Consider the following 17,444-nt stretch of genomic DNA (forward strand, 5'->3'; position numbering starts at 1 on the left):
GCTTGAATGAGTGGGGCCGAAGCCCCGAGTGTTACTTGTTGGCTTTCAGCAGAGCGAGCAGCTCAGGCTTCGAGTCGTTGACCTTGTAGGCCACGCCCTTGGCGTCGAGCTGTTCCTTGATCTGCACAACAGTCAGCTCTTCGAGCGGGTCGGTCGCGGCGGCCAAGCGATCTTTCTCTGCCTGTGCCAGCAAGTCATCGACCTGCTTCTGCAGCTCATCAGACTTACTTACCGCAGCGTCGCGGGCATCTGCCAAGCCTTGCATGCTCGACTGGATGCCGGACAGGGTCTGATACAGGCGCATCGCTGGGCCTTCGCCTTCAACAGGATTCAGTACGCCTGCTTCAAGGCCGGCGGCCAGTCTCCCCACTTCTTCCAGCTGAGAGGTCAGGCCGGCATTCTCAGCTTTGAGCTTTGCGAATTGAGCCTGCAATTCGCCGCCACCGTTGAGCTCGCCGCCGCTCTCAGGCGTGCCATGACCGAGCAAATCAGAATCGGCCACATCGTCCGACTTCAGTCGGACCTGACCATTCTCGTCCTGCTCCAATCCGGCGAACCGGGTTTTCTTAACGTTGTTATCGGTCATTACGGTGTCTCCAGTGCTTTTACTCGGGCTGCCAGCGCACTGAGCGCGGCCTGAAGGTCGCCGGCAGCGATGCCGTTAGTTGCATCGGCGGCGACCTGAACCGTCGCTGCGGCCGGCTTTGCGGTCCGCAGAGATCGGGGTAAGCCCTTTCCAGTTTTTGGGGTAGCCATCGGCATTTACTCCTGAGTGGGGCGGCGAACCGCCCCTATGGATTAAGGCGCCGGCACACCGGTGACCAAGAACGCGATCGGGATGTGCTTGCGTTCCATCACACGGCTCCAGTTCGTCGCCAGCGCCAGATCCTGCCAAGACGCAGAACGCGGCGTGGTTTCAGTGCCGTTGCCGGTGATGGTCGCAGACAGGAAGCTGTACCCCAGCGGGTGCAGGAGCCATGTCTTGCGGCTCCACAAGACTTCGACACCACCACCGTTACCGCGCGATTCTTGGCGCTCGTAGGCTGTCGGGTGCTCTGGATTGCCTTCGCCGTAACCGATCGCGCCTTGGCCGAAGATCACGTTGATGAACTTGCGCGAGCTGCCGCTACCGATGACGGTCATCTGATCGTCGATCACAAGGCGGTAACCTTGGTAGGTCGCGATCTGAGTGTTGTTGTCAGCGTCGCGGATGAAGTCGATCAGCTGCTTTTTGCGCATGTCGCCATACACGAAGCTGTGCATCGCCATCACGCCGAGAACCTGGCCGCTGTCGCTCATCAGCGCGTCACCCATGGTCTGGGTTGCGTCGATGAATGCACCGGCATCGAAGCCGCCAGCTGCGGACACGTCGATCACCATGTCGTTCTGGGTGTGCGATGCGTCGGTAGCACCGATGTTGTCGTTGTAGATGCCCAGCGAAGTCGCCAGCAGGCGTCGCTGAGCCTGGCGCTGCCAGAAGTTGTCCAGGCGAGCCGCTACGGATTGCAGCGGGTTCTTACTGGTCAGCTCAACGGTAAGGTCGGCCTGACCGAAGCCTTCGTTGAGGTACGCAACGCGCGCCATCATGTCGCCGGTTTCGATGTTGCGCGGCTCCGCAACGTCGGCGTAAACATCGTTCGAGTAGTTTGGCTCTACCGATGTATCGATCGCCTTCCAGTAAGGAATGTTCGCGATGTTCGACGGGCCGCGTGCGATCTCGGACGCGTAAGGGGTTGGGGTCAGAATGCCGGACTGGAAGAACGCGGTTTTTTCTACCGGGTCCTCAGTCAGGTACGAAGTCAGCACCGGGATATTGCCGGTGATGATATTGCCGATGGTGGTGATTGGCATGGGGCCTTATTCCTTGGATTTTGCCTGTTGAACCATTTGGTTAAACAAGGTCGGATTTTCGTTGGAGAGTTGGATGCGCTCGGCATCGCTCATTTCGTGCAACTGCTTGGTGGCCCCGCCACCACTACCCCCGGTAGCCCCGCCACCGTTCGCTTTCGTTCCGCGCACCAGCGATGCGTAGCGCGGCGCTTGCTGGAATTCTTTTGCCAGGTCTTCGAGACTGGCGATGGTCAGGTTGCCGGCGGCATCCGTGACCTTCACCTGCCCGTCTACGATCTTCAGGCGGCGCTGGACGAACTCAGCGAGGATTTCGGCGTTCTCGCCGTCGGCGATACTGCTGGAAACCTTCGAGGCTGCCGACGTCAGGTCGCGGCGCTCGATGCTCTGGGTCAGTTCAGCCAATCGGGTGCGCTCTTGCTCAAGGGCTTGCTGAGAGCTGGTGTACAGCTGCTCGTATTCGCCGTTCGCTCGCTGCGATTCTTCTTGCAGGCGTCGCTGCTCCGCTTCGGCTGCGTCGCGCTTGCGCTTTTCTTCCTTCTTCTCGGTGAGTAGCGTTTGCACTTGGTTGCGCAAGCCTTCGAGGTCATCGCTGCCCGTAGGCAAGCCCTCAACGAAGAGAACGAAGTCATCGCCCATCGCCTTGTAGAGCGCCTGCATGGCCGCATCGAGCGCTTCGTATTCAGCCTTGCTGATCTTGTACTTCATGTCATCCCCCGGATGATTTGCCGTTGGCTCAGCCTCAGGCATAAAAAAACCGGCTCAAGGCCGGTCGTTTGTGTGGTTCTTTGTCAGAGCCCTGCTCGCTCGAAAGCCAGCGGCTCAAGGTCTTTCAGCTGTTGAAGGGTCAGCGTCTTGCCGTTGTCATCCACGAACTTCTCCAGCGTCAGCTCGCCCTTGGTGAAGAGCGCGTAGCGGTTCGGGCCAAGGATATCTCGCTGGAACGCAGCAGGCTGGCGCGAAAGCCACTCCTGATAGCTCGTCTTGCTGGAGACCAGCGTGACGCCGTCAGGGCCGATTGAGGGCCGGGTAGAACCGGGAATCTCGCGGGCAAACTGATCTTTCAGCACTGGCAGCGCGCCTGACCTGCAATTCCAGTGGCCGGGTGGCTTGGGGTCGTCCCATCCGTAGATGTGCTGATCCCTCGCCTGACACATGGCGCTGGTCTTGCTGTCGAGCGTGGAGATCCAGCGCCAGCCCTGCAGGATGTCGTCGTTGGCCTTGAGCGTTTCCATGCGCGCCGTGCTGGCGACATGGTTGGTCATGGTGCGAACGAGCGATGAAGCCTGATCCTGATGCAACTGGTGGATACTGGTAAGACGCCGACCGATCTGCTGGCTGGTCTCGCCCAGGCTGGAGCCGATTTGAATCTCGCCGATGATCTCGGCTGCCTTCTTCGTGCCGAACTGGTCAAGCGCACCGCTGATGCTGATCCGCTGCACACCCTTGCGAGCCTCCAGCAACATCGGGTCAGCCAGTGCCGCCGCGCTCACCATCTCAGCTGATGGCACGTTGAACTGCACAACGGCCTTAATGACCTTGCCCAGCATCTTGCCGTTGAACTCAGCCTCATAGACCGCGAACTCGCCGAGGTCGAGCTGAGCCCTGCCCTTCATGTCGTCGTAGATGCCCCGCAAATCTCCTTGGAGCGTTTCGATCTGCGAGGTATACCGACGCGTGCCGTAGGCGCTCAGTCCTGCCGCCACGCGAGCCTTCGCCGTATTGATGGCCTTGCTGATGAATGACGCCACCCGCTTCAGGTTGCCGCCGGCGTATCGCTGGACGTACACCTGGTGCCGAGTGGTGGCATCCGTCAGATAGCCCTCACTACTCATCCTTCACCTCTGGCGCCTCGTTCGGTTTCAGCGGGTCGTCTTCGCTACCCGGCACCGGCGCCTCGCCCTCGCGATCGTCGTCAATGTCGTCGTCTGTGCGGTCAGACTCCAGCACACCCGCCTGACGCAGGTTCGTGCGCAAGTCCTTCTTGGCGATGATGCCCTGTTGCCAGAGCTGCATCTGAGCCAGGATCGACTGCGCGTCCATGACCTGATCGAAGAACTCTTGATTGAGCCAGAAGACGGTCCCGGTCTCGTCGATCGCATCCATCATGAAGCGCTGGGCATCGAACAGGGAAAGCCGCACAGCCTCGGATACGTTGCCGGCGATCGTGCCCAGCACCGAGTTATCCGAGCTGTAGCGGATGCGAACTGCCTCTGCCGTCTCGGCGCCACCGCCCTGCTGGACGATGCGGGCGCCGATCATGAGCATCTGCTCTTCCTTGTCCTTCATCAGCTCGCGGGCAAGCTGGCTTTCATCAGCCTGTAGAAAGATGGCGGAGCCGGTTTTGCCGAGGTTGTGACCCCTGCGTGAGCCGATCTGCATACCGTTCGGGTTCAGCTTGATGAAACTGTCCGGGTCAATGTCGGTGGTGATGAACAGCGTGGGTTGCGATGCGATGAAACCCGACTCTTCCACCGTGGCGCTGTTGCCGTAGTGGAGGATGTTCACCTCGGCCAAGTCCTCGAGCGGGGCCTTGTCGATGCTCGCGTCGTTGTTCTCGGAGCCGAAGAAGTGAAACGGCATGTGGTGGAATGGCTGGCCTGCCTTGTCCGCCGGCATTGTCTCTTCGCCTTCCGGGTTGTCGGAGCTGTGCACGCTCTGCACGTACTTGCCGTCACGCAGCATCAACGCCCGGTACTGATCCTTGGCGGTGAACTCAAACCCGTCGGCAGTGGGCTCGTTGATCTTCTCGTGCAACACCACCAAGGTCAGCCGGCGCACGCCGTCGATCACGTCCTCGCGCCAGTTGATGATGCTCTCTGCGCAGTAGAAGTGAATGAAGGCGCGCGAATTGGCCGCTTGGGCCACGGTCAGTGCAGTCTGGCCTTCTGGTAGCCGAACCTTTGGAAAGTCCACCAGCAGCCCGCCGCGCCCTGTGTCGAGGCATTCGCCGGTCGACTCCTTGCTCAACTGCTCAAGGCTCGACCCGTCACCACTGGCGTTTTCGATCAGGTAGTCAATTGCCGATGGGAGCTCGATCTCGGCCGTCTTGCGGAACACCGCGCCGAGCAAACCGGTGCGAGTGCGGCCAACCACGTTCAGGAACATGGCGCGCTTCTTCAGCTGCTCATACCGCGCGATGTTCTCGGGCGACTGATTGAGCGGATCCGGCATGGGCAGGTATTCGTTGTACTTGCGAACCTCTCGCGGCCCCTTGACGCAACGCTTGACCAGCTGCCAACCGGGCAAGGCGTCGTCGTACTCCTGCCGTTTGGCGCTGTAGTTGGGCATATTGGCCTCAGAAGGTGAAGGTGACGGGGATATGGGTCATCGGCTTAATGATCGGGTAGTCGTGGTGAATGAAATAGCCGCCCGCGTCGTTCGCGTGGTCGACGCCGGATTTCTTGTCTGGCTCACCATTGGGCGCCCACACCTGTTGCTCCAGTCCGTCCGCATAGGTCGGGCAGGTGAGCGGGTTCACCAGGTAGCGGCGCTCGCCCTGGGCATTGCAAAACATGGCGTTCATCGCGTTGATTCGATCCTTCACTGGCGGGTTAGCCGCCGGCGCGATCACTGAGAATCCCGCCTGCCGGAGAATGGCGATGTCCGTCTCGCTGGCATTCACGGACTTGCGCGAACCTCCCGAGGCATCCGGATAGATCCTGATTTCGCAGGTCTTCTCGTAATCCTGGCCGTTGTAGCGCCAGTAGCGCTCTTTAATGCGCCTGATCATGTCGGGCGTGTCGTAGCCATCAACCAGCTCATCAGCGGCACGCGGCAGGCCGGTATCGCGCTTTACGTGCGTAATCGCCGCCATCTTTCCGACGTTGAAGTCCATGCCGATGAACAGCGGCTCGCCGGGCTGCACAGTGTCGAAACAGCTGTTCAACTTGCGATCGTACGCGTGGTAGATCGAGCCCGATGTCAGGTTGACGAACTGGCCGTTGAGGTAGGCCAAAATCAGTTGCGGCGGGTAAGACTCCATCAGCGACTGGATATAGTCAGGCGGTAGATTCAACTCGTTGTCGAACGTGCTTGCCTGCACCAGACCGTACATGTCGCCGAGTGAAGGCTTGTCGCGCACCTGTTTGAGGAACTGTTGGTAGACGAACTTGTAACCCTCGGGGGTCGTCGTTACGTCAACCCCGTTGCGCAAGCCTGGGGCGTTGTAACGCATCCGGGCAATGATCTTTCGCCATGCCTGTTGAGCCTTGATCAGACTCATCACGTCCAGCTCATCCACTAGGGCGTGACCGATCTTAAAGCCGACGATGGTCTGCGGCTTCTCCATCGACCGGCATATCACAGTGCCGCGGTACTGCCGACCACTGTAGACATGGACCTCATGGTTCGACTGGTTGATCTCAGTGCGAAGGCCCCAGTCGTGCGCCACCTCCTCCATTGTCGGATAGAAGATGTCTCGAATCTGGGCGTAGGTTGGAGCGAAGTAACCGGCGTTGATGCGCGGCCACTCCCAAAAGTGTTTCCCAAGCGCGGAGCAGCCAACCCACGTCTTACCAGATCCGAACCCGGCCACGAATGCGCGAAACTTGTGAGGCAGTGCCAGAAACTGTGCTTGGGGTACGTTAAGGCTCGGCATTCGGTCGTCTCGCGTCAGTCACCACCACTTCGATGCGCTGAGGCAATGGCCCGTCGTCTTCAGGGTCGAGCTTCTTGATCATGTCGGCGCGCTTCGACTCAAGGTCACCAATACGGCCAAGCAGGCGGTTGATGATGTCCTCGTAGCCCTGGCGTCGACGCTGGGTTGTCATTGATGGGCGGCCCGGCTCTTTCGGATCCTCGCCCTCTTCCTGCGGATCAGTTGCTTGTGTGCTGATGCTCTCCATATCGAGAACAAGACCATCGCCCGCCTCAGCCTTGGCCTGGGCTATCAGTGCACGTCGCAGCTGGAGCTTGGCGATCTTGATGTCGTCATCCAACGTGCCAATGCCGATGTCATCCCACAGACCATGCTCATCGTCAGTCAGGGTGTCGGAGTAGATGCCGTGCTTCCGCGCGTGCTGATTGCCTTTGTTGGCCTTGGTGGCCGCTCCGCCGTGTAGCTTGCAGCGAGAGGAACCCGGTACAGCGTGTCGCTTGCATGGTTCCCCGTTGCTGCGCTTCTTTGCGCCGCAATGGGCCATGGTCACGCCTCATTCATGGGGTGTTTCGCAGAACGGGTCATTGAACGTCGTTCGAACGCCATTCAACGATCATTCGGTTAGGTTCTTAAACCACTCTTCAATGATCCGCTGCACTACCGGCTCACTCAGGATGGCGGATGGCTTGTCGCCGGCGATCACTGATCGGATCAGCTCACAGGGCAGTACGTGCACACCGTCATGAGCCGTTACGGTTAAATGCGGGCGCTGGTCGGCGATGTCGTGGATGTCTGCGCTCATGCCTTCACCATTTCGTGAGTCTGGGCGTGAGCCTGTCCGTGGAGAATCGCCACCACCAGCCCTTGAGGCAAGCCGGCAGCTTTGGCCTCATCGATCGCCTTGGCGATAGCGGCGTCCAGATCTGTCACGGCCTTGTTGATGTCCGCGCTCAATGGAAGCGCGTGGCGCAGGCGGGTTATGTTGGTCATTCTCTGCTCCAGTGTCGCGACACAATTTGCACTCTCTCGAAACGTGTCGCGACCTACTTGCTCTGACTGCGCTTGATCTGCGCGTCCACTTGATCTGCACAGGTGTCGAGCAGGTTGATGGCTTGGTTCTTCAATTCCCACACGTCACCGTTTAGGCGAAGGTCGGCTTCGTCTTGGTCCACCCGCTCGCAGGGGATCAGCTCAGGGGCTTCAATTCTTACGGCTTGTGTCTTTGTTACCACTGGCGGCTTTCCCGCGCAGGCCGTCAGGCAGAGGCTGAGCAGCCCAATCACGAACAGGCTTGCTGTTGCGCTTGAGGTCTTCAAAGTTCTTCTCCGCCTTTCTGGCTTTGGCCTGGCTAGCCTGCAAGCGCTTGCTCAGGTCTTTCTGGTAATCGGCGTTGCGCTGGGCCTCGGCGCGTAGCGTGGTGATCGTGGCCTGGCTTTCGAGGTTGGCGTCGACCGCCTTCTTCTTCTCGCTGGCTTCGAATGCCACCTCCCCGCGAAGGGCGACGACGCGCGATTGCTGAATCCCAATGAGGAGCAGGCCGACCAGGGCGATGATGATTGCTGCAGCGAAGGCCTTCATGCGGCATCCGCCTTGCGACCGAGGAAGCGGGTCACCAGCTCGCGAATGGCTGTCACGCCAAGGAAGCCGATCGTGCCACCGGCAGCAACCGACAGACTGGAAGGCCAGGCCATCCACTCGATAATGCTGGACGCGACCAAGCTCAGCGATCCACAGATCAGCGCCTCGAAAACGATACGGCGCTTACTGGTTTCCTTCGCGTCGTACATGACTCGAAGCAACGATACGGTGATGGACATGATCACGCCCTGCCAGAGCGGATTGCTCAACGCCAGCCAGATCTTGGCCCATGTGTCTGGCTTGTCAGGCATGTTTGGCATCCGGGTTGCCTCCCCCTTGGGGAGATTAGATTGATCGGCCTGTGCAGATATTTGCAGGGAAGCCGAATTAAGAATTTCCGTTTCCGAACGCGAGGGGAAATACACATAAGTGTTTACACTAAACACTTATGTGTTTAAACTGGCTCCATCAACACACAAAGGAGGGTTGATGAAGTACAGCGAGTTCAGAAGATGGTTGGAGGCCCGAGGGGTCGAGTTTTCGAAGTCAGCAAAAGGCAGCCACTTCAAGATTCGCTACAAGGACCGACAAGCGATCTTTCCAAGCCACGGATCTAAGGAAATAGGTGAAGGGCTTCGGAAAGAGATAATCAAACAACTGGGCCTCAAATGAGGCCCCAACTCATCTGCTCGCGACAAGTCAGCTCTCAACAGAGGAAATTTATGTACAACTACAAAATCGTCGCTCACGAAGAGTCCGATCATTTCTGGTCGACATGCCCAGACATCCCAGAAGCTCATAGCGCTGGGGATACGCTGGAGGAGCTGCTGGAAAATGCTGCCGATGGGCTTACCTTGGCGCTCTCGATTTACGTGGATCAAAAACGTGAAATTCCTCACGCGTCCGGACAGGGCGATCACCACGTGCGGCTTTCGGCCGTCACGCTGGCAAAAATCATCCTCTGGAATCAATTGATCCACACCGGAAAATCAAAAGCAGACCTGGCTGCGATGCTGGGTATCTCTCCTACAGCAGCCGCTCGGCTTGTTGATTTCGAGCACACGTCGAAGATGGAAAGCTTGGAGGACGCTCTCGATCAGTTCGGCCTTCGACTGCAGATCGTGAAGGAGCATGCATTTGCCGCTGGCACCGGGCGACCTCCAAAAGGTTTGGCTCCGAGACCCTGAATAGGTGCGCTCGTCTTTCCGAGCTGTCGGCCAAAGACGATCCCAGCGTCGACGCCCATTTGCATCGATCTCGCTGATCCTGTCTCGCGCCACCCTGAAAGCATTGTGAGGTCAGAGTGCGCGGGCTGCCGGCGTTGATCCGTGCGTCGCACTATCCGGCTATCGACGTCCAGGCCTTCCCGAAGGCTGCCCTGGCTACAGGTGAAACTACAGATTCTTTTTGTGGATGCGCCAACCCATGGCGACACCGGGATGCAGATACTCGCCGGTGCGCGGATGGCGCGAGAAGTCGGTCTCGCCAACTTGGCGTGCGACCGCCTCCCAAGCCGTTCTGGCGTGCTCCAGCAGATTGCTTTTGGCTTTCAGCTTCACGCACACCTCCAGCAGGCTTAATTCGAGGCAATAAAAAACCCGGCGCGGTGGCCGGGTTTCGTTTGTCACTCCTCGATACGCGCAGGAATGACAGGATGGGATTAATTTCGCTCATTCGCTCACTGATGTCAACAGGCAATCACGCAGCTTGTTCAATCAGCAAACCTTCGCCTCCGAGAATGTCGGCGGCGTGTGCCAGAGCCTCGTTCACCAGGTCATCAGCTGCCTTGCCGATATCCTGACGCCACCGGCGGCGAGTTGACTCCGGCGTGCCGTCGTTATCCCAGGTGTTCATGTCGTAAAAGCTGTCCTTGAGCACGATCATGTCGGCGGATCGGGAGCTGTCACGCTTCACCTTCGCCTGACCGGCGGCCAGCGCAGCCTTCACCACAGCCTCACGGCGCCACTCTGGCGCATCGATCGGGATCTCGACGGATACGGACGTCGCCACCTTCGGTCGCGCGCCCTTCAGCTGCGGGATAGCCCAAGCAGTGGTCGCCTTGAACAGGAACAGCTTCGGCGCCGGCGTGTTGATCTGGGCCTGCATTGCCGCAATGGCTTGCACCTTGCGTCCCTTGTGGGTGCTGTACTTCGCCACCAGCGCATCCCAATGCTTCTGCTCGAGTGCGCTGTGCAGCCGCGCGGATACCCAGCAATCAACCTGAGTGCGGTCGATGCTGTCGGCACCACGGGAACGGACCAGAGTCGCCAGATCGCCGCCCTCATCCTCGTCGGCAGAGTTGTACAGCTTCTGCCACGCCTGCTTGCTGGTGTTGTCGATCGCCTCAGCCGCGAGGGCCGAAACAACTGCGTTCAGAACGCTTGGATAGATCATGCTGCAGCCCTCTTCAGTTCGCGGGTCTTGGCCCGGTATTCGGCCTTGATGGATTTGATTTCTTCGACGGTGTACTTGCGGGGCTCATGAGGCCCTTCAAGCCATGTCACTGTTTCGGCGCCGATGCGCTGCACCAACCGGATGCGGTACTCGACCGCGTTACCGGACAGGTTGCGGTTGCACTTCACGCACTGGCGGTGGATGTTCAGCGGCTCGAATCGCAGCTCCGGACAGGCGCCGACGGATCGGTAGTGCCCAGCGTCCCAGCGACTGCCCGTCATCAGGTCGTTGTCGTTCGGCATGGAGTCGCAGCTGATGCACGGCAGGTGCGCGTCACGCAGGCGGACGTACTCGTTCACGGCCGCCTGTGCTTCTCGCAGGTGATCTGCCCTGCTCTTCAGCTTCTCCTTGCGCACCCGGATCTCGCGGCGGTCGCGCTGGGCGATGGCCTTACTGGCTCTCTCGCTGTTCGCCGGCGCCATGGCCAGCGCACACTTTGGACTGCACACTGCCTGCCCCAGGCGCTGCGGCGGGAAGCTGATGCCGCACGCTGGGTTCTTGCACTTCTTCGGCTTCGGGGCCTTCGGTTCCTTGATGGCGGTTCGCATCAATACCGCCCTCCCCACTTGTCCTGCTCAGTCCAGCGCACGTCATGCTCAGCGCCGAAGGCATGCATCAGTTCGAACAGATCGCTGAACCACTTCTGCGACTGCTTGCGGGTCGATACGGCCATCACGACGAAGCCACCGTCGAGGCCAGGCTCTGCGCGCTGCTTCTCCAGCGAGGCACTGAAGAGGCACTTCCAGTCTTCACTGGTCAGCTTCTTGCCGTGCCAGACCACCTGCTCTGATACGTCCTTGAGCATTGCCCACATCTTGCGGTTGCAGATGTCAGGGCGCTTCTCGTCCTTGATGACCACGATCTTGGGTTTGGTGAAGTCGGTTGCGTGCAGGACGCCCATCAGACGGCTGATATCGCGCTGGCTGCGGATTGCGAACTCGGTCATGGCTGCACCGCCTTGGTCATGGCAGCGTCGATGCATGCGCCAAGGTCGCTGGAGTCGTAGTGGGACGTTGCAATACGAAGCTCAAGCTTCCCGTAGATGACATCCCAGTCGTACTGGCTTGAGTCGCGAAGCCACCTGTACCGCTCCGCGTCTTTGCGCAGCTCGGCCAGCTCTTCAGCAAATTCCGGCCCCTTCAGCCGATCCAGTTCTTTCTGCAAGCCTTCCTTCTCGGCCCTGTGGCCGTTCCGTTCGGCCTGGATGCTCAGACCCCAAGTTTCGATATCCGAACGCAAGGCCGAATTTTCTTCCAGCAGCTCCAGCGCCACCTCCTCCACCGTCTTCTCACCGAGGAATTCCTGCAGAGCCTCAGTGTTGCGCTTCCAGTCTGCGCAGTCGGTGCGGTACGACGCAGCTTCGGCCCACAGCAGCTTCTGAAGTTCTTGTTTGTCGATGGTCATGTCCGTTGCTCCGCTTCGGCTTCCATTTCATCCAGCTTCTGCCAGGCCTTGGTCTTGAGTTCTTCGAACTCTTGGGCGTCTGCCACAGGCATTGGCACGAACAGCACACCGTGTTTGGCGAATGTCTCCGCCAGAATCAGAACGGCGCGAAGGTCTTTCACGTTGGCTCGCATCAGAAACCCTCCTTGCCGCGCTGGGATTCCCAATCGAACGGGACAACGATCATTCCGCCCTCGCGCAGGCGGTCGACGCAGCGGTCACCCATGGCGGCCGGCAACTGGCTGGCTTCGAGGTTGGAGATCACCACCGTGGGGCGCTCCTGCTCGTAGCGGCCATTAATGATTGCGAACAGGGTCGTCAGCTCGAAGTCGCTCGGCTGCTCCTTGCTCACGCCAACCTCGTCCAGCACCAGCAGATCGGGATCGATCAGGCTCGAAAGAATCTCGGCCTCACTGCGTTCGCTGTGCTTGTCATACGTGGAGCGGATCGCCTGAAGGATTGCGCCGACAGTGCGGTACACGGCCGTGCGTGACGTGTTGTGCAGCAGCTCGTTGGCCATGCCGGCGCCGAGGTGCGTTTTCCCGGTACCGGGCTTGCCGATCAACACCATGCAGCGACCAGTCTTCAGGATCTCGTCAAAGATCTGCACGTAGTGCTGGCAGAACCGGAGGGCTTTGCGCTGGCCGTCGTTCTCGGCCTGGTAGTTGCCCAGGGTGCGAGTGGTAAAGCGTTTCGGGATCAGCGCATCGCCCAGCTTGCGAGCGAGGGACATGCGCAGTTCCATGGCCTTGTTGGCCTTCTCGGCCGCGTCGGCTTTCTCGCGGGCAATACGGCTGCACTCAGGGCAATTGCTTCTGAGCTCGCGGCCCAGCACGGCATAAACCTTCTGCTCGTACGCGCCGTGAGTTTCGCACTCGGCAGGCTGGATGCGAGTGCCCGACGGCAGTTCGGGAGTGGTTTGGACTGGCTCAGAGCGCATAGCTGCCGTCCTCTCGTTGCTTCAATCCGGAGGTGTAATCGCGTTCAGCGAAACCGGTGTGGCGGGATTGCGGGAACGGGTGCACGTTGCTGGCGACTTTCACCTCGTCCTCCCAGCGCTTGCCGTTCAGCCATGTCGCTGGGTGGGGAATGAACTTCCCGCCGTCCTTGACCCATGCCTCGCAAACGACTTGCGCAGCCAGGCCTTCAGCAATCTGGCCGAACAGGTCAGCAGTGACCTTGAGCTTCTTCCAGGCTTTTTCAGCTGCGGCCTTACCCTTCTTGTTCGGGTACAGCTTCCAGAACTTCGGGAAGAGGTCGTCACTCGGCGAAGTCGGCAATGCCGAAGGCGTTGACGCGGTGAGGGAATCAGCAGTCAGGGATCCGGAATCAGGAATCAGAGAATCAGCCGGAGCGCTACCGAGAATGGCAGAAGTACTTCCGCCAAAATCGGTAGTGATACAACCATCTGATACAGAAGGGATAACTGACTCCGGTTCATTACGATGCGGGTTCTGATGTTTGTCGAAGTTCTCAACCTGGATGTAACGCTTCGGTCCGACTGAGTACCGAACAATAAAACCTTCGTTTGCGAGGAACCTCAAAAGCCCCTCAACGTCCAGCCCATCGCGGTACGGGAAAAGCTCCCCCTTGATTCGTATCGGGCGATCTTCGAGGCGTCCAGCTTTGTCGGCGAGCAGCCACAGCCCTTCGAAGAGAAGCGTTGCCATTGGGTCGGCTACGCCAAGGATTTCGTTCTTGAACAATGCGGGTTTGATGTTGCGTGCACGGGCCATTACGCAGCCTCCCTGGTTTTCGCGTAGTCGCTGATAGCACCGCCAACATCCTCGAACCACTCACCATGCCGCCGAAAGGCCGCAAATTTTTTGTGCAGTTTGCTTTCAACGTCGCTCGGTATCACCGCCAGCGTAGCGAGAATGGCCCCGGCTCCCGTTTGCAGAGATTTGAGACGGCCAGGAACATCATTCGTGCGTCCAATCTTGATCAGGCCCGTCATGGGGTGCCGAACGATGTAGGTGCTGGTTGATTCGTCTTTGCGCGCTACGGCGGTCTTGTTGGTGAGGATGTAGAAAGGAATCAGGGTTGCTTCCGCGTAGAAGAGAGCGCTCAGGTGAAATTTCATCACCGCAGCGATATACGGGTAGTTGTCAAACGCCGGCGCAATCCCACGCAGGTATTCGCGTCCGGATTCAATCTCATCCAGAGCAGCGCGAGCCTGGGCACGATCCATGTGGTCTAAGTCGCCTAGATCAATTGATCCGACCTTCTGGCTTGCGAGTGCAACGACCTTGAAGGCCCATTCATAAACGACACCCATCGGCGCTGTACCCGCCTGGATTGAAAGAATCTCCCGGGCGATTTCATCTGTACGCGACACGTTTTCACCGTTGCCAAATTGTGTCGCGACACTGGCCGGGGTATTGATCGTTTGGATTGATTGGTGCATGATTTGCTCCACAAGCGTTTTAAGAGAGCCGGGCTGCAATCCCGGCTTTTTTTCGTCCCGAATTTGGCAGAGGCCCTCTGGATTACCCCGAAGAGTCCCTGCCAGAGGCCCTCATTGGGGGCACCAACTTCAGCACCTTGGCTTTCTTGCGCCCCACTTCAGAGAGCGCACCGCATGCGATCGCGGTTTCCATCATTGCGTTGATGGCATGGCTGAAACTCCAGCCATTGGCGCGCATCAACTCCTCCACCCTTTTCCGCGTTTGCGGAGGCAGCCTTTCCAGCTCTACGGTCATTTGGCCCTCCAAAGGGGCTTCAGCCCGCGATATCTTCTTGTTTGTCCTGCATGAGTTCCTCGATCACGCCATTGGCCACTGCCCACTCGATGATTTCGTAGAGGTAGGTGGCGTGCTGCATACGGGTTTTGGTCGCGGCCTTACGCAGAATCCGATCAAGCACTGGTTCAAAACGAACCTTCACCGGGATGGCGCGCTTTTGATTGGGGTCCATGTACATGCTTCGATGCTCCTGGCTGTTGAAATTGGTTATGCGGCGGATTTCTGGGACGGGAACGGACGCTGCTCTTGCGCCGACAAGCTGCCGTCGTCTTCGAGGGTCACGTACACATCACGACCTACGCGGATCGCCTTACTGAGGGCGCCCTGCGTACAGCCGAGCAGCTGCGCGGCCTTGGTATGGCCGTGTTCTTTGGCAAATTCGGTGAGTGGGATTCGGCGCATTGCGGCGTCCTCTGCGTAGATTTCGCCGCAAGTATGACCGCCGGTATTGTTAACAGTCAATACCGGCGATATTGGTTAAGTAAATACCGTGGGTAATAACATCACTCAATGAAAAAAGACTCCCGACGGCTACCGCTATCAGACTGGCAGCTGCAAGACAGCGCCCGCCTGAAATCCCTTTTCCAAGCAAAACGTGGGGAGCTGAAGCTCACTCAAGAAAAACTCGCAGCCGAACTCGGTGACGGTGTTACCCAAGGCGCTGTGAGCCACTTCATGAATGGGCGCACTGCGCTCAGCGTTAACGCTGCCGTAGTTTTCGCGAAAGCGCTTCATGTCCCCGTTTCAGATATCAGTCCAACCCTCGCTGCCCAGATTGAGAAGATGGCCGCATCGCTCCCAGATATGCGCCCTGCTCACCGTGAGGCCGAAGATGTTCGCATTCCGCCGCGGAGCTTCGATCTCAGAAACGAGCCTGGTTATACGGGCGTGCTGCAGTTGACTGCGCGAGGATCTACCGGCGACGGCGATGACAACCCTCACGTCGAGATTCGCGGCGTCATGGCGTTCAAGTCGTCATGGCTGCGCGCAAACAACCTCAATCAGCGCCACCTCGATGTGATCTATGCCAACGGACACAGCATGGAACCGACCATCAACGACGGCGACGTGCTGTTGGTGGATGAGTCGAAGATCGAACCGAAAGACGGTCAGATCTTCGCCATGCAGAGCGCGACCAAAGGCACGATCGTGAAGCGCTTGGTGAAGTCGGACATCGAGGGCTGGATCATCCGTAGCGACAACTCGGATAAGGCGCGCTACGGCGACGAGATTTTGAGAGATGGCGAAATAAACGAAGTGCGGATCATCGGACGCGTCGTGTGGCGCGGCGGGATGCTGTGACCAATTCATCTGCGCTTAGCGCAAGGAGGCAAGTTTGAGCGACCAGCCCGGGGTAATGATCAACCACATCAAAGCCGGCAGCTACATGGATGAGCAGGTTGACCAGTTCGATGCGTTTGCGATTTCTTGGAACGGCCAGGAGGCGATACACCTCACATTCGGCAGAACCTCGATAAACGTTAAGAGCTCAAAATTTGTGCCCGTTCCAGATGGGACGGAAAGACAGTCCGGAGATGTTGAGATTTTCAGACTAGATGTCGGCGCCGTATCGATGCCCCTCGATACCGCCAAGCATCTTTCTGAAACATTGATCCGCATGATTGCCCAGGCCGAGACCAGGAGAGTGGCAGGTGAGCAGTAACTCTATCATCGACTCGAATGGCAACAACGTTCTTGCCTTTCCATCATCGGATGACAAAAGAGGTGGGCCGGGCAATACTGGGGGCAATGATGGAGGTGGCTCAATGGAAGCTCGTGTAGCGGCACTAGAGAAAGTATCCCAAGATATTCGGGAGAAGCTTGTGCGCGTGGAGACTAAGCTTGAAAGCCTTGAGAAGGCTGCAGCCACTAAAACAGACATTGCCGACCTGAAAACTGCGATCGCAGAAGGTTTCACTTCGCAAACGAAGTGGTTCATCAGTACAGCCATCGCCTTGGCGGTAATAGCATTCACGGCGGCAAAATTCATTCACGCCTGATGCTTCGTTAAACAAAAATGCCCGGCCCAGCGCCGGGCTTCTTGTTTCTGCCCTTCCCGATCTGATCCGCAGCCCGCCACTGAGCGGGTTTTTTCATGCCTTTTAAAAAATACATGACCGGCGGTATTGACCGCATACAATACCGGAGGTATTGTTTACCCATCGCAGCGACACACAGCCACTGCGAAGGGCCTCAACAGACCCGCCGTTCTTTCACAATTTGGAATCTTCGCGGATCGATCCCCGGAAACGGGCATAGCGCGAAACACAAACTTCGATCTCCATGCAGGCTCTGGAACCTGCCGGACTCCCCTAATGGGAGGACGCCAAACCATGCAAGCCAGCCGGCGAAGAACACCGAACACGAAATGTGTGACGCCGGCCAGGTGGGGAAACCGCGGCGCCGAGCATGGAGCGGATAGCAAGACCACAGATTTACTGATGCCGCTTCGATGAGGCGGCATTGGAAATCGAACATGCAATACTGATCACATCGAAAATAGATTGGAGGTCCAAAGTGGAAGCCAGCGAATTCATGGAGCGCTTAATCGCCAAAGCAGGCGAGTTCGGCGAGTGGAACGTCGTAAGGATTGTCGAAGAACATCGCGGCGTTGAGATTGAGCCGGGTTTCTGCTGGAACGAAGTCAGCAGCTCAGAGGACGACCCAGAGCTCAAGCGTGGCTGGCTCTATTTCGCCATGGGTGGCGGCAAATATCTCTTCGTTCGTTATATGGATCTGCCTAGCGGCAGGCGATAGAAATCACTGAACAAATCAAG

General features: G+C 58.4%; 30 protein-coding genes. 6 read left to right on the top strand and 24 right to left on the bottom strand.

Annotated features, from left to right (window positions below; translation table 11 throughout):
* Positions 1 to 31: 31 nt before the first annotated feature.
* The 12 genes from ICA15_RS01060 to ICA15_RS01115 form a co-directional block, all read right to left on the bottom strand.
* Positions 32 to 586 carry a hypothetical protein gene (locus ICA15_RS01060; RefSeq protein WP_210555649.1) on the bottom strand — a complete coding sequence of 185 codons (555 nt, stop codon included), beginning with the start codon at positions 584 to 586 and terminating at the stop codon, positions 32 to 34.
* A gap of 212 nt (positions 587 to 798) precedes the next feature.
* The gene (locus tag ICA15_RS01065) at positions 799 to 1,851 is read right to left on the bottom strand and encodes a coat protein (protein ID WP_210555648.1); all 1,053 of its coding nucleotides are present in this window, start codon (positions 1,849 to 1,851) and stop codon (positions 799 to 801) included.
* A gap of 6 nt (positions 1,852 to 1,857) precedes the next feature.
* The gene (locus ICA15_RS01070; RefSeq protein ID WP_210555647.1) at positions 1,858 to 2,556 is read right to left on the bottom strand and encodes a hypothetical protein; all 699 of its coding nucleotides are present in this window, start codon (positions 2,554 to 2,556) and stop codon (positions 1,858 to 1,860) included.
* Positions 2,557 to 2,639: 83 nt separating this feature from the next.
* Positions 2,640 to 3,683 carry a minor capsid protein gene (locus tag ICA15_RS01075; protein WP_101158911.1) on the bottom strand — a complete coding sequence of 348 codons (1,044 nt, stop codon included), beginning with the start codon at positions 3,681 to 3,683 and terminating at the stop codon, positions 2,640 to 2,642.
* Positions 3,676 to 5,139, bottom strand: coding sequence for a DUF4055 domain-containing protein (locus ICA15_RS01080; RefSeq protein ID WP_210555646.1), 1,464 nt, complete (start codon positions 5,137 to 5,139; stop codon positions 3,676 to 3,678). The genes ICA15_RS01075 and ICA15_RS01080 overlap by 8 nt, the downstream gene beginning before the upstream one ends.
* Before the next feature lie 7 nt (positions 5,140 to 5,146).
* On the bottom strand, positions 5,147 to 6,448 hold the full coding sequence (locus tag ICA15_RS01085) for a terminase large subunit domain-containing protein (RefSeq protein ID WP_210555645.1): 1,302 nt from the start codon (positions 6,446 to 6,448) through the stop codon (positions 5,147 to 5,149).
* Positions 6,435 to 6,992: an HGGxSTG domain-containing protein gene (locus tag ICA15_RS01090; RefSeq protein ID WP_274611372.1), complete on the bottom strand. Its 558-nt coding sequence runs from the start codon at positions 6,990 to 6,992 to the stop codon at positions 6,435 to 6,437. Before ICA15_RS01090 ends, ICA15_RS01085 begins: the two co-directional genes overlap by 14 nt.
* 69 nt (positions 6,993 to 7,061) lie before the next feature.
* Positions 7,062 to 7,250, bottom strand: a complete 189-nt coding sequence (locus tag ICA15_RS01095) for a hypothetical protein (protein ID WP_210555643.1) — start codon at positions 7,248 to 7,250, stop codon at positions 7,062 to 7,064.
* Positions 7,247 to 7,438, bottom strand: coding sequence for a hypothetical protein (locus tag ICA15_RS01100; RefSeq protein ID WP_210555642.1), 192 nt, complete (start codon positions 7,436 to 7,438; stop codon positions 7,247 to 7,249). Before ICA15_RS01100 ends, ICA15_RS01095 begins: the two co-directional genes overlap by 4 nt.
* Positions 7,439 to 7,491: 53 nt before the next feature.
* On the bottom strand, positions 7,492 to 7,680 hold the full coding sequence (locus ICA15_RS01105) for a hypothetical protein (protein WP_318010465.1): 189 nt from the start codon (positions 7,678 to 7,680) through the stop codon (positions 7,492 to 7,494).
* Positions 7,649 to 8,026, bottom strand: a complete 378-nt coding sequence (locus ICA15_RS01110; protein WP_210555641.1) for a hypothetical protein — start codon at positions 8,024 to 8,026, stop codon at positions 7,649 to 7,651. The genes ICA15_RS01105 and ICA15_RS01110 overlap by 32 nt, the downstream gene beginning before the upstream one ends.
* Positions 8,023 to 8,337, bottom strand: coding sequence for a phage holin, lambda family (locus ICA15_RS01115; protein ID WP_162276419.1), 315 nt, complete (start codon positions 8,335 to 8,337; stop codon positions 8,023 to 8,025). Before ICA15_RS01115 ends, ICA15_RS01110 begins: the two co-directional genes overlap by 4 nt.
* 178 nt (positions 8,338 to 8,515) lie before the next feature.
* On the opposite strand from ICA15_RS01115, the gene ICA15_RS01120 reads away from it, so the two are divergent.
* Together ICA15_RS01120 and ICA15_RS01125 are read left to right on the top strand one after the other, a co-directional pair.
* Positions 8,516 to 8,698, top strand: a complete 183-nt coding sequence (locus ICA15_RS01120; protein ID WP_210555640.1) for a type II toxin-antitoxin system HicA family toxin — start codon at positions 8,516 to 8,518, stop codon at positions 8,696 to 8,698.
* A gap of 50 nt (positions 8,699 to 8,748) precedes the next feature.
* Positions 8,749 to 9,213 carry a type II toxin-antitoxin system HicB family antitoxin gene (locus ICA15_RS01125; RefSeq protein ID WP_083352060.1) on the top strand — a complete coding sequence of 155 codons (465 nt, stop codon included), beginning with the start codon at positions 8,749 to 8,751 and terminating at the stop codon, positions 9,211 to 9,213.
* A 207-nt stretch (positions 9,214 to 9,420) separates the two neighbouring features.
* Here the strand turns inward: ICA15_RS01125 and ICA15_RS01130 are convergent, their stop codons facing one another.
* The 12 genes from ICA15_RS01130 to ICA15_RS01185 form a co-directional block, all read right to left on the bottom strand.
* A complete protein-coding gene (locus ICA15_RS01130; protein WP_210555639.1) occupies positions 9,421 to 9,585 on the bottom strand; it encodes a hypothetical protein in 165 nt (54 codons plus the stop codon).
* A gap of 139 nt (positions 9,586 to 9,724) precedes the next feature.
* The gene (locus ICA15_RS01135; protein ID WP_210555638.1) at positions 9,725 to 10,420 is read right to left on the bottom strand and encodes a hypothetical protein; all 696 of its coding nucleotides are present in this window, start codon (positions 10,418 to 10,420) and stop codon (positions 9,725 to 9,727) included.
* Positions 10,417 to 11,028, bottom strand: a complete 612-nt coding sequence (locus ICA15_RS01140) for a recombination protein NinG (protein ID WP_210555637.1) — start codon at positions 11,026 to 11,028, stop codon at positions 10,417 to 10,419. Before ICA15_RS01140 ends, ICA15_RS01135 begins: the two co-directional genes overlap by 4 nt.
* A complete protein-coding gene (locus ICA15_RS01145) occupies positions 11,028 to 11,426 on the bottom strand; it encodes a recombination protein NinB (RefSeq protein WP_210555636.1) in 399 nt (132 codons plus the stop codon). The genes ICA15_RS01140 and ICA15_RS01145 overlap by 1 nt, the downstream gene beginning before the upstream one ends.
* On the bottom strand, positions 11,423 to 11,884 hold the full coding sequence (locus ICA15_RS01150) for a hypothetical protein (RefSeq protein ID WP_210555635.1): 462 nt from the start codon (positions 11,882 to 11,884) through the stop codon (positions 11,423 to 11,425). The genes ICA15_RS01145 and ICA15_RS01150 overlap by 4 nt, the downstream gene beginning before the upstream one ends.
* Positions 11,881 to 12,057 (bottom strand): DUF1382 family protein, encoded by a 177-nt coding sequence (locus tag ICA15_RS01155; RefSeq protein WP_210555634.1) that lies wholly within the window; start codon positions 12,055 to 12,057, stop codon positions 11,881 to 11,883. The genes ICA15_RS01150 and ICA15_RS01155 overlap by 4 nt, the downstream gene beginning before the upstream one ends.
* Entirely contained in the window at positions 12,057 to 12,863 is an 807-nt protein-coding gene (locus ICA15_RS01160; RefSeq protein ID WP_064361115.1) for an ATP-binding protein, read from the bottom strand. The genes ICA15_RS01155 and ICA15_RS01160 overlap by 1 nt, the downstream gene beginning before the upstream one ends.
* Positions 12,853 to 13,659, bottom strand: a complete 807-nt coding sequence (locus tag ICA15_RS01165) for a phage replication protein (RefSeq protein WP_210555633.1) — start codon at positions 13,657 to 13,659, stop codon at positions 12,853 to 12,855. Before ICA15_RS01165 ends, ICA15_RS01160 begins: the two co-directional genes overlap by 11 nt.
* Positions 13,659 to 14,330 carry a GIY-YIG nuclease family protein gene (locus ICA15_RS01170; protein WP_210555632.1) on the bottom strand — a complete coding sequence of 224 codons (672 nt, stop codon included), beginning with the start codon at positions 14,328 to 14,330 and terminating at the stop codon, positions 13,659 to 13,661. Before ICA15_RS01170 ends, ICA15_RS01165 begins: the two co-directional genes overlap by 1 nt.
* An 82-nt stretch (positions 14,331 to 14,412) precedes the next feature.
* A complete protein-coding gene (locus tag ICA15_RS01175; RefSeq protein ID WP_210555631.1) occupies positions 14,413 to 14,625 on the bottom strand; it encodes a hypothetical protein in 213 nt (70 codons plus the stop codon).
* Positions 14,626 to 14,644: 19 nt separating this feature from the next.
* On the bottom strand, positions 14,645 to 14,845 hold the full coding sequence (locus ICA15_RS01180) for a hypothetical protein (RefSeq protein WP_039012569.1): 201 nt from the start codon (positions 14,843 to 14,845) through the stop codon (positions 14,645 to 14,647).
* A 29-nt stretch (positions 14,846 to 14,874) separates the two neighbouring features.
* On the bottom strand, positions 14,875 to 15,069 hold the full coding sequence (locus tag ICA15_RS01185; protein ID WP_028236757.1) for a Cro/CI family transcriptional regulator: 195 nt from the start codon (positions 15,067 to 15,069) through the stop codon (positions 14,875 to 14,877).
* 108 nt (positions 15,070 to 15,177) lie between these two features.
* On the opposite strand from ICA15_RS01185, the gene ICA15_RS01190 reads away from it, so the two are divergent.
* From ICA15_RS01190 to ICA15_RS01205, 4 genes are all read left to right on the top strand, one after another.
* On the top strand, positions 15,178 to 15,969 hold the full coding sequence (locus ICA15_RS01190) for a helix-turn-helix transcriptional regulator (RefSeq protein WP_210555630.1): 792 nt from the start codon (positions 15,178 to 15,180) through the stop codon (positions 15,967 to 15,969).
* Between the two features lie 34 nt (positions 15,970 to 16,003).
* Complete coding sequence (locus ICA15_RS01195; RefSeq protein ID WP_210555629.1) at positions 16,004 to 16,330, top strand: hypothetical protein; 327 nt, start codon at positions 16,004 to 16,006, stop codon at positions 16,328 to 16,330.
* The gene (locus tag ICA15_RS01200) at positions 16,320 to 16,667 is read left to right on the top strand and encodes a hypothetical protein (RefSeq protein ID WP_210555628.1); all 348 of its coding nucleotides are present in this window, start codon (positions 16,320 to 16,322) and stop codon (positions 16,665 to 16,667) included. Before ICA15_RS01195 ends, ICA15_RS01200 begins: the two co-directional genes overlap by 11 nt.
* 517 nt (positions 16,668 to 17,184) lie before the next feature.
* A complete protein-coding gene (locus ICA15_RS01205) occupies positions 17,185 to 17,424 on the top strand; it encodes a hypothetical protein (protein ID WP_210555627.1) in 240 nt (79 codons plus the stop codon).
* Positions 17,425 to 17,444 lie beyond the last annotated feature (20 nt).

Origin of the sequence: Pseudomonas sp. P116 (assembly GCF_020149425.1) — a bacterium.
Lineage (GTDB): Bacteria > Pseudomonadota > Gammaproteobacteria > Pseudomonadales > Pseudomonadaceae > Aquipseudomonas > Aquipseudomonas anatoliensis.

Coding starts and splice junctions, on each gene's coding strand:
- ICA15_RS01120 (WP_210555640.1), top strand. CDS start 8,516: ATGAAGTACAGCGAGTTCAGAAGATGGTTGGAGGCCCGAGGGGTCGAG.
- ICA15_RS01135 (WP_210555638.1), bottom strand. CDS start 10,420: ATGATCTATCCAAGCGTTCTGAACGCAGTTGTTTCGGCCCTCGCGGCT.
- ICA15_RS01160 (WP_064361115.1), bottom strand. CDS start 12,863: ATGCGCTCTGAGCCAGTCCAAACCACTCCCGAACTGCCGTCGGGCACT.
- ICA15_RS01110 (WP_210555641.1), bottom strand. CDS start 8,026: ATGAAGGCCTTCGCTGCAGCAATCATCATCGCCCTGGTCGGCCTGCTC.
- ICA15_RS01070 (WP_210555647.1), bottom strand. CDS start 2,556: ATGAAGTACAAGATCAGCAAGGCTGAATACGAAGCGCTCGATGCGGCC.
- ICA15_RS01150 (WP_210555635.1), bottom strand. CDS start 11,884: ATGACCATCGACAAACAAGAACTTCAGAAGCTGCTGTGGGCCGAAGCT.
- ICA15_RS01090 (WP_274611372.1), bottom strand. CDS start 6,992: ATGGCCCATTGCGGCGCAAAGAAGCGCAGCAACGGGGAACCATGCAAG.
- ICA15_RS01155 (WP_210555634.1), bottom strand. CDS start 12,057: ATGCGAGCCAACGTGAAAGACCTTCGCGCCGTTCTGATTCTGGCGGAG.
- ICA15_RS01095 (WP_210555643.1), bottom strand. CDS start 7,250: ATGAGCGCAGACATCCACGACATCGCCGACCAGCGCCCGCATTTAACC.
- ICA15_RS01085 (WP_210555645.1), bottom strand. CDS start 6,448: ATGCCGAGCCTTAACGTACCCCAAGCACAGTTTCTGGCACTGCCTCAC.
- ICA15_RS01145 (WP_210555636.1), bottom strand. CDS start 11,426: ATGACCGAGTTCGCAATCCGCAGCCAGCGCGATATCAGCCGTCTGATG.
- ICA15_RS01125 (WP_083352060.1), top strand. CDS start 8,749: ATGTACAACTACAAAATCGTCGCTCACGAAGAGTCCGATCATTTCTGG.
- ICA15_RS01185 (WP_028236757.1), bottom strand. CDS start 15,069: ATGCGCCGAATCCCACTCACCGAATTTGCCAAAGAACACGGCCATACC.
- ICA15_RS01165 (WP_210555633.1), bottom strand. CDS start 13,659: ATGGCCCGTGCACGCAACATCAAACCCGCATTGTTCAAGAACGAAATC.
- ICA15_RS01175 (WP_210555631.1), bottom strand. CDS start 14,625: ATGACCGTAGAGCTGGAAAGGCTGCCTCCGCAAACGCGGAAAAGGGTG.
- ICA15_RS01060 (WP_210555649.1), bottom strand. CDS start 586: ATGACCGATAACAACGTTAAGAAAACCCGGTTCGCCGGATTGGAGCAG.
- ICA15_RS01065 (WP_210555648.1), bottom strand. CDS start 1,851: ATGCCAATCACCACCATCGGCAATATCATCACCGGCAATATCCCGGTG.
- ICA15_RS01170 (WP_210555632.1), bottom strand. CDS start 14,330: ATGCACCAATCAATCCAAACGATCAATACCCCGGCCAGTGTCGCGACA.
- ICA15_RS01075 (WP_101158911.1), bottom strand. CDS start 3,683: ATGAGTAGTGAGGGCTATCTGACGGATGCCACCACTCGGCACCAGGTG.
- ICA15_RS01140 (WP_210555637.1), bottom strand. CDS start 11,028: ATGCGAACCGCCATCAAGGAACCGAAGGCCCCGAAGCCGAAGAAGTGC.
- ICA15_RS01100 (WP_210555642.1), bottom strand. CDS start 7,438: ATGACCAACATAACCCGCCTGCGCCACGCGCTTCCATTGAGCGCGGAC.
- ICA15_RS01180 (WP_039012569.1), bottom strand. CDS start 14,845: ATGTACATGGACCCCAATCAAAAGCGCGCCATCCCGGTGAAGGTTCGT.
- ICA15_RS01080 (WP_210555646.1), bottom strand. CDS start 5,139: ATGCCCAACTACAGCGCCAAACGGCAGGAGTACGACGACGCCTTGCCC.
- ICA15_RS01190 (WP_210555630.1), top strand. CDS start 15,178: ATGAAAAAAGACTCCCGACGGCTACCGCTATCAGACTGGCAGCTGCAA.
- ICA15_RS01115 (WP_162276419.1), bottom strand. CDS start 8,337: ATGCCTGACAAGCCAGACACATGGGCCAAGATCTGGCTGGCGTTGAGC.